Annotated in this window: 11 protein-coding genes; 6 read left to right on the top strand and 5 right to left on the bottom strand. The window is 68.6% G+C overall.

Annotated features, from left to right (window positions below):
• Window positions 1-409: 409 nt before the first annotated feature.
• Window positions 410-841, bottom strand: coding sequence for a hypothetical protein (locus AB0L97_RS32695; RefSeq protein WP_364437207.1), 432 nt, complete (start codon window positions 839-841; stop codon window positions 410-412).
• 196 nt (window positions 842-1037) lie between these two features.
• Here AB0L97_RS32695 and AB0L97_RS32690 point away from each other — a divergent pair, with 196 nt between their 5' ends.
• The 4 genes from AB0L97_RS32690 to AB0L97_RS32675 all read left to right on the top strand — a co-directional run bounded on the left by AB0L97_RS32690 (window position 1038) and on the right by AB0L97_RS32675 (window position 5417).
• Complete coding sequence (locus AB0L97_RS32690; protein ID WP_039797061.1) at window positions 1038-1649, top strand: heme-copper oxidase subunit III; 612 nt, start codon at window positions 1038-1040, stop codon at window positions 1647-1649.
• A gap of 86 nt (window positions 1650-1735) precedes the next feature.
• Window positions 1736-2599, top strand: coding sequence for a cytochrome c (locus tag AB0L97_RS32685; protein WP_355079581.1), 864 nt, complete (start codon window positions 1736-1738; stop codon window positions 2597-2599).
• 26 nt (window positions 2600-2625) lie between these two features.
• The gene (locus AB0L97_RS32680; protein WP_355079687.1) at window positions 2626-3801 is read left to right on the top strand and encodes a ubiquinol-cytochrome c reductase iron-sulfur subunit; all 1176 of its coding nucleotides are present in this window, start codon (window positions 2626-2628) and stop codon (window positions 3799-3801) included.
• A complete protein-coding gene (locus AB0L97_RS32675) occupies window positions 3798-5417 on the top strand; it encodes a ubiquinol-cytochrome c reductase cytochrome b subunit (RefSeq protein WP_364437202.1) in 1620 nt (539 codons plus the stop codon). The genes AB0L97_RS32680 and AB0L97_RS32675 overlap by 4 nt, the downstream gene beginning before the upstream one ends.
• A 68-nt stretch (window positions 5418-5485) precedes the next feature.
• Here the strand turns inward: AB0L97_RS32675 and AB0L97_RS32670 are convergent, their stop codons facing one another.
• Window positions 5486-5986 (bottom strand): polyadenylate-specific 3'-exoribonuclease AS, encoded by a 501-nt coding sequence (locus AB0L97_RS32670; protein WP_355079585.1) that lies wholly within the window; start codon window positions 5984-5986, stop codon window positions 5486-5488.
• Between the two features lie 377 nt (window positions 5987-6363).
• Between AB0L97_RS32670 and AB0L97_RS32665 the strand changes: the two genes are divergently transcribed.
• Entirely contained in the window at window positions 6364-7749 is a 1386-nt protein-coding gene (locus AB0L97_RS32665; RefSeq protein ID WP_355079587.1) for a class II 3-deoxy-7-phosphoheptulonate synthase, read from the top strand.
• A 54-nt stretch (window positions 7750-7803) separates the two neighbouring features.
• Here the strand turns inward: AB0L97_RS32665 and pknB are convergent, their stop codons facing one another.
• Complete coding sequence (pknB, locus tag AB0L97_RS32660; protein ID WP_364437197.1) at window positions 7804-9765, bottom strand: Stk1 family PASTA domain-containing Ser/Thr kinase; 1962 nt, start codon at window positions 9763-9765, stop codon at window positions 7804-7806.
• 118 nt (window positions 9766-9883) lie between these two features.
• On the opposite strand from pknB, the gene AB0L97_RS32655 reads away from it, so the two are divergent.
• Window positions 9884-10252 carry an Rv2175c family DNA-binding protein gene (locus AB0L97_RS32655; protein WP_355079591.1) on the top strand — a complete coding sequence of 123 codons (369 nt, stop codon included), beginning with the start codon at window positions 9884-9886 and terminating at the stop codon, window positions 10250-10252.
• 684 nt (window positions 10253-10936) lie between these two features.
• Here the strand turns inward: AB0L97_RS32655 and AB0L97_RS32650 are convergent.
• Together AB0L97_RS32650 and AB0L97_RS32645 are read right to left on the bottom strand one after the other, a co-directional pair.
• Window positions 10937-11956, bottom strand: a complete 1020-nt coding sequence (locus AB0L97_RS32650) for a phytoene/squalene synthase family protein (RefSeq protein WP_355079593.1) — start codon at window positions 11954-11956, stop codon at window positions 10937-10939.
• A complete protein-coding gene (locus AB0L97_RS32645) occupies window positions 11953-13674 on the bottom strand; it encodes an alpha-(1->6)-mannopyranosyltransferase A (protein ID WP_355079595.1) in 1722 nt (573 codons plus the stop codon). The genes AB0L97_RS32650 and AB0L97_RS32645 overlap by 4 nt, the downstream gene beginning before the upstream one ends.
• Window positions 13675-13710 lie beyond the last annotated feature (36 nt).

Below are 13710 nucleotides of genomic sequence, written 5' to 3'. Positions count from 1 at the left end.
CTCGCGTTTGCGCGACCGCCGCTTGCTCCTTCGTCGCGTACGCGGCGGCCGCGCAAACGCGAGCCGGGCCGCGAACGGAACAGGCTCGGTCTCGCTTCGCTCGAAAGACGTGGTTGGGGTGCGCTGGGCGCGTTGGTGGTCGAGGCCGGGGCGGGGCGCGCGGTTCGGGAGTTGTGCTGGCTCGGCCACGGCTTCGTCGCGCGTGAGTTGTCGCCCCCTTTGTGGCTCGCGAACGGCGGATGCTCGGTCTCGCTTCGCTCGAAAGACGTGGTTGGGGTGCGCCGGGCGCGTTGGTGGTCGAAGTCGGGCGGGCGCGCGGTTCGGGAGTTGTGTTCGCTCGGCCACGGCTTCGTCACACGCGCGAGTTGTCGCTGCCGGAGTCGTCGGGGAACCCGGGTCGGCGGGGCTGTTACGGCTGCGGGCTCGGTTGCAGGGCGTCCCAGCCGTCGGCGTGGCCGTCGTGGCGTTGGGCGAGACCGACCATGCGGGAGCGCTCCTGGGAGCAGTGCAGGGCGTCGAGCAGTTGCACGCGCCGCAGGATCAGCGGCTCGAACTCGTCGGTGCCCGGGCCGCTCACCTGCGGTGCGGGGGAGTAGCCGTCCTGCGCGGCGATCGCGCAGACGGCCTGTACGTGCCGGGGCGGGATGCGCAGGTGATGCCGCAGCACGGCGGGAGCATCCGGTGCCAGCCCCGTCGCGCGCGCCAGCGCGGCCGAACACGCCTCCGCGTCGTCGAAGCTCGACGCGACCACGACCAGGTCCGCCCGGTCCGGGTCGAGAGCGGTGTCCCGGTCCCGCCGGAACAGTCGTCGCCACAGTCCCGGCGTCGCCTTCACCTTCATCTCAGCTTCTCCTTACCCTCGCCTGTCATGCTGGCCGGGCGTTCGTCCGCGCGTGCGACTCGTTCCCGGTTCGCGCATCCGGCTCGTACCGGCCCTGCCTGGTCGAGAGCCCGCTCTCCCTGCGTTTTCCGACACGGAGGAACGAGTTTCGTACCCGGCTACTGCCGTCGTACTACGACGAGTCATACTTACCCCCGTGACGACCGCAGTAGGGACCCCAGGATCGGCCATTACCCAGCGTGTGCATTCGCTGAACCGGCCCAACATGGTCAGCGTCGGTACCATCATCTGGCTGTCGAGCGAGCTGATGTTCTTCGCCGGCCTGTTCGCGATGTACTTCGTCGCCCGCGCCCAGGCGCACGGTAACTGGCCGCCGGAGCCGACCGAGCTGAACCTGAAGCTCGCAGTGCCGGTCACGACCGTGCTGGTCGCGTCGTCGTTCACCTGCCAGATGGGCGTGTTCGCCGCGGAGAAGGGCGACGTGTTCGGCCTGCGCCGCTGGTACGTCATCACTCTGATCATGGGCGCGTTCTTCGTCGGCGGCCAAGGCTACGAGTACATGAACCTCGCGCACGAGGGCACCACGATCTCCAGCAGCTCCTACGGCTCGGTGTTCTTCATCACCACCGGCTTCCACGGTCTGCACGTCATCGGCGGTCTGATCGCGTTCGTGTTCCTGCTCATGCGCACCAAGGTCAGCAAGTTCACCCCCGCGCAGGCCACCGCCGCGATCGTCGTCTCCTACTACTGGCACTTCGTCGACATCGTGTGGATCGGGTTGTTCGCCACGATCTACTTCGTCCGCTGATCGTGGTCGCCGCGCCGCCTCGGCGGGCGCGGCGCGACCCGAGATCTTTCGCACAAGTCGGTTCCGTCTACTCCAAAGGGACACAGATGAGTTCATCTCCCCCGTCAGCGCCAGAGCCCGCCAGCCCCGGGAACGGCCAGGCCAGCAAGACGCGCAGGCAGCGGCGCGTTCGCCGTCGCATCGCGGGCGGACTTGCGCTGCTGGTGGGCCTCGTCGGAGCAGGCTTCCTGGCATCGGCCCTCACGCCGGACCCGCAGCGGGCCACCGCGCACGAGGACCAGTCCGCGCTCATCCGCGAGGGCGAGCAGCTCTACGACACGTCCTGCATCACCTGCCACGGCGCGAACCTGCAGGGTGTGGCCGACCGTGGTCCCAGCCTGATCGGCGTCGGCGAGGCCGCGGTCTACTTCCAGGTGTCCTCCGGCCGCATGCCGATGGCCCGTAACGAGGCCCAGGCGCAGCGCAAGCCGCCGAAGTTCGACGCCCACCAGACCGACGCGCTGAGCGCGTTCGTGGCTGCCCACGGCGGCGGTCCGACCGTGGTCCGCGACGCCAACGGCGAGGTCGCCCAGGAGTCGATGCGCGGCGACGACATCGCCCGCGGCTCGGAGCTGTTCCGCATGAACTGCGCGTCCTGCCACAACTTCACCGGACGCGGCGGCGCGCTGTCCTCCGGTAAGTTCGCGCCGCCGCTGGAGCCGGCGAGCGAGCAGCAGATCTACGCCGCGATGATCACCGGCCCGCAGAACATGCCGAAGTTCTCCGATCGCCAGCTGAGCGCGGAGGAGAAGCGCGACATCATCGCCTACGTCAAGAACGCGACCGAGGAGCACAGCCCGGGCGGCTGGGATCTCGGCGGGTTCGGTCCCGCGACCGAGGGCCTCGCCATCTGGGTGGTCGGCATCACGCTCGTCGTCGGCGCCGCGATGTGGATCGGATCCAGGTCATGAGCAATAGCGAGAAGGAGCGAGACGACATGGGTCGGCCGGATGAGGGCCACGACGCGCATCTGTCGAAGGAGCAGTCGGTGAACGCCAACCCGGCGGAGCCCACCGAGGCGGACCTCGACAAGATGTCGCGTGACGAGCTGGTCAAGCTCGGTACCGAGCGCGACGGCGTCGACGTCGCCTACCGCCGCGAGCGCTTCCCGATCCCCGGGACCCGGGCGGAGAAGCGCGCCGAGCGCGCGGTCACCTTCTGGTTCGCCGTGTCCGGCATCGCGGCCGCGGCGCTGGTCGGTGTGTTCCTGTTCTGGCCGTGGGAGTTCAAGGCCAAGGACGAGGAGGGCCACGGGCTCTACTCGCTGTTCACCCCGCTGGTCGGCCTGACCTTCGGCATCTCGGTGCTGGTCATCGGCGTCGCGGTGGTGCTGATCCGCAAGCTGTTCATCCCCGCCGAACTCTCCATCCAGGAGCGGCACGACGGTCCGTCGCCGGAGGTCGAGCGCCGCACCCTGGTCGCCGAGCTGCAGGACGCGCTGGACACCTCCACGCTCGGCCGCCGCAAGATGATCACCCGCACCGCGGGCGCGGGCGTCGGTGTACTCGGCGTCGGCGCGCTGCTGGTGTTCGTCGGCGGTCTGATCAAGAACCCGTGGGCCAAGGGCGACAAGTCGCCGCTGTGGGTCTCCGGCTGGACCCCGGACTACCCGGGCGAGACCATCTACATCCGCCGCGACACCGGTCGCCCGGAGGACGTGGTGCTGGTGCGTCCGGAGGACCTGGACGCGGGCGCCATGGAGACGGTGTTCCCGTGGAAGGAGAAGTGGCGCGGTGACGAGCACGCGACCCTGCAGTCGCTGCGCGGCATCCGCAACGCCGTCATGCTGATCCGCCTGCGTACCGAGGACGCGCAGAAGGCGATCAAGCGCAAGGGTCAGGAGAGCTTCAACTACGGCGACTACTTCGCCTACTCGAAGATCTGCACCCACCTCGGCTGCCCGACCTCGCTGTTCGAGCAGCAGACCAACCGGATCCTTTGCCCCTGCCACCAGTCGCAGTTCTCCGCGACCGAGTGGGGCAAGCCGGTCTTCGGTCCCGCCGCTCGCGCGCTGCCGCAGCTGCCGATCACCGTCAACGCTGAGGGCTTCCTGGTCGCCAACGGCGACTTCATCGAGCCGCTCGGCCCGGCCTACTGGGAGCGCCGTTCATGAGTCCTTCAGTCGCAGCCCAAGCCAGCGAGGCGGACGAGCGCTACCGCGCCGCCGCGTTCATGAAGCGGTCGATCAACAAGGTCTTCCCGACGCATTGGTCGTTCCTGCTCGGCGAGATCGCGCTCTACAGCTTCATCATCCTGCTGCTGTCGGGCGTCTACCTGACACTGTTCTTCGATCCCTCGATGAGCGAGGTCGTCTACAACGGCGCCTACCAGCCGCTGCGCGGCGTGACCATGTCGCGCGCCTACGAGACCGCGCTGAACATCACCTTCGAGGTCCGCGGCGGTCTGTTCGTCCGGCAGGTCCACCACTGGGCGGCCCTGCTGTTCGCGGCGTCGATCATCATCCACCTGTTCCGTATCTTCTTCACCGGCGCGTTCCGCAAGCCGCGTGAGGCGAACTGGGTGATCGGCTCGCTGCTGCTGATCCTGGCGATGTTCGAGGGCTTCTTCGGTTACTCGCTGCCCGACGACCTGCTCTCCGGCACCGGCCTGCGGGCCGCGTTCGGCGGTATCACCATGAGCATCCCGATCGTCGGTACCTGGATGCACTGGCTGATCTTCGGCGGTGACTTCCCCGGCGAGATCATCATTCCGCGGCTCTACATCGCGCACGTGCTGCTGTTCCCCGGCATCATCCTGGCGTTGATCGCCGCGCACGTAGCGCTGGTGTGGTACCAGAAGCACACCCAGTTCCCCGGGCCCGGCCGCACGGAGAACAACGTGGTGGGCGCCCGGATCGTGCCGGTGTTCGCCGCCGACCAGGGCGCGTTCTTCGCCTTCACCCTCGGCATCGTGGGCATCATGGGTGGCGTGTTCCAGATCAACCCGATCTGGAACCTGGGTCCGTACAACCCGTCGCAGGTGTCGGCGGGTTCGCAGCCGGACTTCTACATGATGTGGACCGACGGCATGGCGCGATTGATGCCGCCGTGGGAGCTGTACCTGGGCCGTTACACCGTGCCCGCCGTCTTCTGGGTCGCGCTGATCATGGGCCTGGTGTTCACGGTGCTGATCGCCTACCCGTGGATCGAGAAGCGGCTCACCGGCGACAACACCGCGCATCACAACCTGTTGCAGCGTCCGCGTGACGTCCCGGTCCGGACCGCGATCGGCGCGATGGCCATCGCGTTCTATGTGGTGCTCACGCTGTCGTGCGTCAACGACATCCTCGCGCTGAAGTTCGACATCTCGCTGAATGCGACCACCTGGATCGGCCGCATCGGCCTGCTCGTCGCCCCGCCGGTGGCGTACTACCTCACCTACCGGTTCTGCCTCGGCCTGCAGCGCAGCGACCGGGCGGTGCTCGAGCACGGTATCGAGACCGGTGTGATCAAGCGCCTGCCGCACGGCGAGTACATCGAGGTGCACCAGCCGCTCGGCCCGGTCGACGACCACGGCCACCCGATCCCGCTGGAGTACCAGGGCGCGCCCGTGCCGAAGAAGATGAGCAAGCTGGGTTCGGCAGGCAAGCCCGGCACCGGCAGCTTCCTGCGCGCGGATCCGCAGGAGGAGAGCGATCGGCACTTCGAGATCGAGCACGCCGAAGAGCACAAGCAGCTGAAGGTGCTGCAGCAGGCGCAGGAGGCGGCGAACGGCAAGCACGGCCACTGACGCCCCGGCCACGGAAAGGCCCCGAGTCGAATACGACTCGGGGCCTTTTCGCGTCTATGCCGCCTATGTCAGAGGCGTGGCGCCGCGCGGCGTGCGGCCTCGATTGCCTCGAATTTGGCGAGGTTGTGCCGGGCGTCGGCGAGCGCGTCGTGCGCGTCCGGCGGGATCGGCGGAAGTTCGGGACGGCCGTGCGACTCCCAGTGCTGGCGCAATTCGTTGGTGTAGCGCGGCAGCGCGTTGGGCAGATCGACCATCGAGCCCCACAACTGGCACAGGGCGACGTGATCGTAGGCGGACACCCAGGCCCACAACTCCGGCTGCACGGTCGGCCGCGGCACCAGGAACGCGTACAGCTCGTCGCGGATCCGGTCGCGGCTGCGCCACAGCGGAGAGGAGGGCGAAGGCAGCTGCGGCAGTACGAATTTGCGCACCCAGGGCCCCGCACGTTCGGCATCGAATTCGGTGGACACCGCGTAGTACTCCCGGCCGTCCTCGCAGACGACGCCGATGGAGACCAGATCGATGGTCACTCCGTCCTCGATGAATTCGCAGTCATAAAAATATCTCAAGCACTGTGCCTCTCTGATATCTGCGCTGGCAGGGATTTCGGCAGCAATTGGGTGCGGAATGGCTGGTGTTCTCGTATGCAGTGTAGAAGGTCGTGCACGGAGGGTACGAGCGCGAGGGCCGTGTGGCAAGGAGAGAATCCTGCCCTGGAAACTGGATAGAAGAATCCTTCGGAAATGGATTTTCGTCATATCGCCGGTATCAAGTCGGGCAACCGAAAATCCTCGAATTCCGCGATGGCGCTGAAGACGACAAATCGAACCACACGGTCTTGCTCCGCGGCGGCACCCGCTGGGCAGAACACATTCACCCTGGGTGGAGCGATTCCAGCCCTGGGACTGGGTGTCCCCACGGGGCGTGCGGTCCGTATTCTGAACTCGTGAACTGGACCGTCGACGTACCCATCGATCGCCTGCCGGAACTGCCGCCGCTGCCCACCGAGCTGCGCAGGCGGTTGGACGACGCGCTGGCGCGGCCCGCGCTGCAGCAGCCGTCCTGGGATCCGGAGCAGGCGGCCAACATGCGCACAGTGCTGGAGAGCGTCCCGCCGATTTGCGTGCCCGCCGAGGTGGAGGAGCTGCGTGGCCAGCTGGCCGAGGTGGCCCGCGGTGAAGCGTTCCTCCTGCAAGGCGGCGACTGCGCGGAGACCTTCGCCGACAACACCGAGCCGCACATTCGCGGCAATATTCGTACTCTTCTGCAAATGGCGGTGGTGCTCACCTACGGCGCGAGCCTGCCGGTGGTGAAGGTCGCGCGGATCGCGGGCCAGTACGCCAAACCGCGCTCCTCGGACACCGATTCGCGCGGGCTCAAGTCCTACCGCGGCGACATGGTGAACTCGCTGGTCGCCGACGCCGCGCTGCGCGAGCACGACCCGTCGCGCCTGGTCCGGGCCTACGCCAACGCGAGTGCGGCAATGAACCTGGTGCGCGCGCTGACCGGCGCGGGCATGGCCGACCTGCACAAGGTGCACGACTGGAACCGCGACTTCGTGGCCAAATCGCCCGCTGGCGCGCGCTACGAGGCGCTGGCCGAGGAGATCGACCGCGGCTTGAGGTTCATGACCGCGTGCCGGGTGAACGACCCGAGCCTGAAGTCGGCCCGCATCTACGCCAGCCACGAAGCGCTCGTGCTGGACTACGAGCGCGCCATGCTGCGCCTGAGCGAGAACGCGATCGGCGAGCCGGTGCTCTACAACCTGTCGGCGCACTTCCTCTGGATCGGCGAGCGCACCCGCCAGCTCGACGGCGCGCACATCGCGTTCGCGGAACTGCTGGCCAACCCGATCGGCCTGAAGATCGGCCCGTCCACCACGCCCGAGCAGGCCGTGGAGTACGTCGAGCGGCTCGACCCGAACAACGAGCCGGGCCGGCTGACCATCGTGTCCCGCATGGGCCACAGCAAGGTCCGCGACGTGCTGCCGCCGATCATCGAGAAGGTGCAGGCCACCGGTCACCAGGTGATCTGGCAGTGCGACCCGATGCACGGCAACACCCACGAGTCGTCCACCGGCTTCAAGACCCGCCACTTCGACCGCATCGTCGACGAGGTGCAGGGCTTCTTCGAGGTGCACCACGCGCTCGGCACGCATCCCGGCGGCATGCACATCGAACTCACCGGAGAGGACGTCACCGAATGCCTCGGCGGCGCCCAGGACATCTCCGACCTCGATCTGTCCGGCCGCTACGAGACCGCCTGCGACCCCAGGCTGAACACTCAGCAGTCGCTGGAGTTGGCGTTCCTCGTCGCCGAAATGCTGCGCTGAGGTCCGATCCCCGGCCGCGCGGTCTTCCCTGACCCGCGGCCGGTGCGCTTTCCGCTAGGGAAGGGCCACGATGGTGACCGTGTCGCCGGCCTCCAGGTTGACCCCGATGGCCGGAGTCTGTGAGACCACCAGGGAGCTGTCCGCGCGCGCCAACTGCTTCACCTCGACCCGCAAACCGAGACTCTCCAGCTTGGCGCGGGCGTTGGCCACGGTCCACCCGCGGACGTCGGGCATCTTCAAAGCGTTGGAGATCAGCAGGACGACGCCGTCGCCCGATTGGATGGTTGCGCCCGCGCCCGGCTGGGTGCCGATGGCCTTGTCCGCCTCGACGCTGCGGTCGAACTGAGGTTTGGTCTCACGCACCGCGATGCCGGCGGCGGTGAGGATCTTGGTGGCTTCGTCGGTCGACTTGCCGCGGACGTCGGGAACCTTCACCGGCTGGGAACCCTTGCTGCGGTATACCTTCACCTGCGCGCCGAGAGGCAGCACGGTCCCCGGGTTCGGTTCCACCCGGGCGACCGTCCCCTTGGGCGCGGTATTGGACACCTCGCCCGCGTCGACCGGTTGCAGGCCGTTGTCCCGGATCAACTGGTTGACCTTCGACACCTGGTCACCCGCTTTGACGTCCGGCACCTTCGGCTTGCCGTTGGAGACCAGGACGGCGACCGTCGACCCTTTGGTGATCTTGGATCCGGCCGAAGGGTCGCTGCCGACCACGCCGCCGACCGGGATCGCGTCCGACGCCTTCTGGCGGATCTCGGTCTCGAAGCCGGCATTCTGCAGGGTGGCGACCGCCTTGTCGGTGTCCAGCCCCGCGATGGGTGGCACCGCCGAATAGCGGCCGACACCGAGCCACCAGCCGCCGATGCCGACCAGCAGTGTAAGAACCGCGACGATGGCCACCCACACCCAGACCGTGCGCCGCGAGCGGTTGATGTCGTCGGAATACGGCGGATACGGCGCCGCCGGATGCGCTTGGCGCACCGGTTGCGGCCGGTCGTAGGCATCCGGCGCGTCGTGGTCGATGCGGGGCCGCTGGGCGGTGACCACTCTGGTGTGCTGCACCGGCTGCGGCGGGTGGGCAGACGCCCCGGCGAAGCCGGGCTGGTCGTCGCGATCCGGCTGCACGGCTCGGTAGCCGGCGCTGAGATGCTCGGCGGAGTCCTGCGGCGCGGGCACCCGATAGGCGGGTAGCCGCAGCTCGGCGCCGATCAGCCGCAGCGCGGCCGCCATCTCGTTCGCGTCCGCGAACCGGTGCGCGGGTTCGCGCGCGGTCGCCTTGGCGACCAGTTCGTCGAACTCGGGCGGTACCCCGGAGATGAAAGCGCTCGGACTCGGCACATCGTTCTCGATGCGTTGATAGGCCACCGAGATCGACGTGTCGCCGGTGAACGGAACCCGGCCGGTGAGCAACTCGAAGATCAGCACGCCGAAGGAGTAGACGTCGCTGCGCGAGTCGGCGGAACCGCTGGTGACCTGCTCGGGCGACAGGTAGGCGGCGGTGCCGAGGATGACGCTCGCCGATGTGGTGTTCGCCGCCGCCACCGCGCGCACCAGACCGAAATCGGCGATCTTCACCTCGCCCGCGTCGGAGATCAACACGTTCTCCGGCTTGATGTCGCGGTGCACCAGTCCCGCGGAGTGCGCGACGCCGATGGCCGCGAGTACGGGTTCGGCGACAGCGCGCACGGCGTGCGGCGGCATCGGGCCGCGTTCGCGCAGCAACTCGCGCAGCGTGCCGCCCTCGACCAGCTCCATGATCAGGAAGGGGTGATCGCCGTCGATGCCCTGGTCGTACACCGCGACCAGAGAAGGATGCTTGAGTTTGGCGACCGCGCGCGCCTCGAACTCGAATCGGGACAGGAACTGGGGGTCGCCCGCGAACTTCGGATCCATCACCTTGATGGCGACCGGCCGGTCCAGGCGGGTGTCGACCCCGCGGAAGACCATCGACATTCCGCCGCGGGCGATCGGCGCATCGATCCGATAGCGCCCTTCCAGCATCTGGCCGATCAAGAGAAGTCCTCCGGCTTTCACAAAGTCAGCCGCTCCGTGCGGCCCCCACGATGGTATCGACTCGCACCACCCCGGGTGTCTCACGACGTGCGGCGCGCGACCGTCTACCGTTGTCCGGGTGAGTGCATTTCCCTGCAGTGACGACGTCCTTCCGCAGTCGGTGACCCTGGTGTCGCTGCCGGAGGTGGCCGAGCGACTCGGGCTTGTGGTAACCCGGGTGCACCAGATGTTGCGCGACCATCAATTGATCGCCGTCCGCAGAGAAGGCGTGGCGGGTGTCCCCGAGCGGTTCTTCGACGACACCGGCGCGGTCGTGAAGCCGCTGCCCGGCCTGATCACCGTGATGCGCGACGCCAAGTACACCGACGAGGAGATCCTGGAGTGGATCTTCACCGACGACGACACCCTGCCCGGCAAGCCGGTCGACGCCCTGCACGGGCCCCTTGCCCGCGAAGTCCTGCGCCGGGCCGCCGCGGATCCGTTCTGAGTTTTTGGCCGCGCGGGCGCGGCGTGTTCGCGGCCCTCTTGTGGCTCGCGGGCCGCGAACGGAACAGGCTCGGTCTCGCTTCGCTCGAAACCTGTGGTCGAGGTGGTGTGCTTGCGTCCGGTGTGACCTCGCTACCAGGGGTTTCGCTGTTGCCGCGGGCCCGAGGTCCGCGCTGGTGGGATTGCTGCCCCTGTTGTGCCGGTTCTACCGGGCTTGCGCGGCGCATGCTCGGTCCCGCTGCGCTCGAATCCTGTGGTTGAGCTGGTGTGCGTCGGGTGGTGACCTCGCTACCAGGGGTTTCGCGGTTGTCGCAGGGCTGATTTCCGTGGGGGTGGCATCGGTGCGGCTGCTGTGCCTGTTCTATTGAGCTTGCGTGGTGGTGCTCGGTGTCGCGTCGCTCGGATCCTGTGGTCGAGGTGTGTGTGGTTGTGTCGGGTGGTGACGTCGCTACCAGGGGTTTCGCGGTTGCCGAGCGGCCTGGAGGTCCTCGCTGGGGGCACCGCGGCGCGGCGTGTCGGTTCGGCCGCGCTCGGAGGTTGGGCTGGTGCTCTTACGTTGGACAGGGCGAGGCCTCGTTGGCGGTGGCGGGGCGCTGATGGTGGCGTCTTGTCCGGGCCGTCGCTCGGAGGAGGGATGGATCGTGAAGCTGCAATCGGACCAGTGCCGAAAGAATCGGGGCCGTGGTCAGCGGGTGAGGCGGCCACGGAGTGTGGCGGTGGTGAATTCGGTGGCGGCTATGCGGAGGCGGTGGTGGCGGGGGACTACCGCGCGGTGGCCGAAGACGGCGTAGTCGCTGCGCTCGATGTGGTGCAGGATGTCCGAGTAGAGGGTGGCCGCGGTGCGGATGGCGGGGCGTACTCGCGGTTCGAGCAGGTCGATGCCGGGTTCGGCGCGGCGGTAGAGGTCGCGGTTGACCGCGATGAGATGGGCGAGGGCACGTCGGACGCGCGGATCGGTCCGGCCGGTGCGGCGACATTCGAACAGCAGGGCGTCGTCGACGCCGAACGCGGCGAGGGCGTCGGCGGGTAGGTAGACGCGGTCGCGGTCGAGATCCTCCGCGACGTCGCGCAGGAAGTTGGTCAGCTGGAACGCCTCGCCCAGCGCGGCGGCGGCGGGCTCGGCCGCGGACACCGGGACGACCGTGCCGAGCACCGGCAGCAGCTGCAAGCCGATCGCGGCCGCCGAGCCGCGCATGTATTCGCGCAGCTGCGCCATGGTGGCGTAGCGATTACGGAACGCCGGGGCGCCCGGCGCGTCCATTCGCATGGAATCCAGGAACGTCCAGAAGTGCTGCGCGGCAATGTCATAACGGTGGATGGTGTGGGTGACCGCCGCCAGGACGAGGGCGCGCGGCCGCGGACCCGATTCCCAGCTCCGGTCGTTCTGCCGGTCGGCGGAAGAAGCGTGCGGTGCCGCGCTCGCGCTGCCGGGGCGCGATTCCAGTGCGGCCCGCAGGTCCCGTTCGATCAGATCGAGTTCCGCGGCCGGGTCGCGATCGTGTGCCGCGGCGGGACGGCCCGCCCGGTCGACGACGTCGTCCACCATGCGCGCGAACGCGTACAGCGCGTGCACGGCGGGTCGTCGTTCGGCCGACAGCAGCCGGGTGGCCAGGAAATAGGTGCGGCCATGGGTGGCCGCGATCTGCCTGCACTCGCGGTAGGCGAGCGGCAGCAGCGCGGAACCCGGTAGGCGGTCCTCGGTCATGGTGTGGCGGCGCGCGAAGCGGTGGCCTCGCCGGGCGTGGCCGCGACATCGCCCGGCGGCGTGGCGCGCAGGCGCAGCGGGTCCACCGTGCGCAGCGACAGCGCCGCCACGACCGCGGCGAAGGTGGCGGCGACGACATGCCAGAAGTTGTACAGGCCGATCGAACCGTCCGGCTGGAAGACCAGCATGAGCCAGGTGCACAAGCCGACCAGCGCCATCAGCGTCGTGGTGGACAGCGCGAACCCGGCGGCCAGCGCCAGCGGCCACGAGTAGTACCAGGGCAGTGCGGCGGGCGACAGGATGACGATCGCGACAAACGCGATGAGGATGCCGAGCACCGCCTCCCGCTCGCTGTGCCGGAACCGCCACCAGGTCCACGCGAGCACCGCGACCAGGGCCAGCGCGCACATCGCGCGGGTCACCTCGAGCACCGATTCCAGCCGCAGCGGGGTGATCCAGGTGACCGCGTGCGCCATCACGGTCGGCAGCGACAGCCAGTTGATGATCTTCTTGGACCCGGACAACGCCGTCAGCCAGCCGATGCCGACGCCCGCGATGGCCGAGGCGGCGACGAAGACGACCGCGAACACGCTCAGACCGAGCCCCGCGATCTTGCCGAACATGAGTGCGGGATGCGGCATGTCCTCGGTGGGCTCCGCGGCGTCGCCGGGTTGCTCACTGGCGGGCAGGTGCGCCGGGTCGCGCCCGACCCGCTGCGCGGCGCGGCGTTCGCGTTCGTGCAACATCCAGATCCAGACCAGGAACGGCAGCGCCACACCCGCGGTGGCCTTGATGGCCACGCCGATGGCGACGACGACGATGCCCGCAACATGGTGGCGCTCCAGCACCAGCGCGATACCCGCGCACATCAGGCCGACCATCAGCATCTCGTTGTGCACGCCGCCGATCAGGTGGATGAGTACCAGCGGGTTGAGCACCGCCAGCCACAGCGCGACGGTCGGCTTGCCGCCGAGGTGCTTGGTCAGATACGGCACCGCCCACATCATCAGCGCCAGGCCGGGCAGCATGACCAGCCGCATCGCGATGGTGCCCGCCACCACGTTGTCGCCGGTCACGGCGGTGATCGCGCGCCCGAGCAGCAGGAACACCGGGCCGTACGGCGCGGTGGTGGTGGTCCACACGGGGCTCACGTTGTCCAGCAGCACACCGGGATTCGCCACCGGACCGACCTGGTATGGGTCGAAGCCGTCGCGCAGCAGCGCGCCCTGTGCGAGGTAGGAGTAGGCGTCGCGGCTGAACATCGGCACGGCGAACAGCAGCGGCGCGATCCAGATGCCGACGATGGCGCGCAACTCGTTCAGCGTCACCTCGGCGTCGGTCCGGTCGCCCGTGCCGATCGTGGCGCGCCCGAGCCGCACCCACGCGGTGATCATGAGCAGCACGCCGATCCAGATGCAGATGGTCGACAGCGCGTAGCCGTGGCCGAACCGCAGCCAGGACAGGTGCATGGCTTCGAGCAGCGGGTCCCGCTTGCGGACGCTGCCCGCGCCGAACCCGCCGAACATGATCATGATCGCGCCGAAGAAGCCGAGCAGTGCGGCATGGCCCTCGGGGCTTCTGGCGAAGTCGGCGGAGGTGCGGACCCACCACAGGACACCGCGAGGGGTGGCCGATTCGCGACCTGCGGAGGCGGGCGACGAGGAGCGGACGTCACCGGCGGAGGCGGCCTCTGCGGTGCGCGTTTCGGGGGATGCCATCTGGTGTCGGTCCCCCCGAATGGTCGGCGGTCGCAA

Origin of the sequence: Nocardia sp. NPDC051911 (assembly GCF_040681035.1) — a bacterium.
Taxonomy (GTDB): domain Bacteria; phylum Actinomycetota; class Actinomycetes; order Mycobacteriales; family Mycobacteriaceae; genus Nocardia; species Nocardia sichangensis.
The sequence above is the reverse complement of the archived record's forward strand: the minus strand, read 5'-3'. Positions and strand labels throughout refer to the sequence as shown.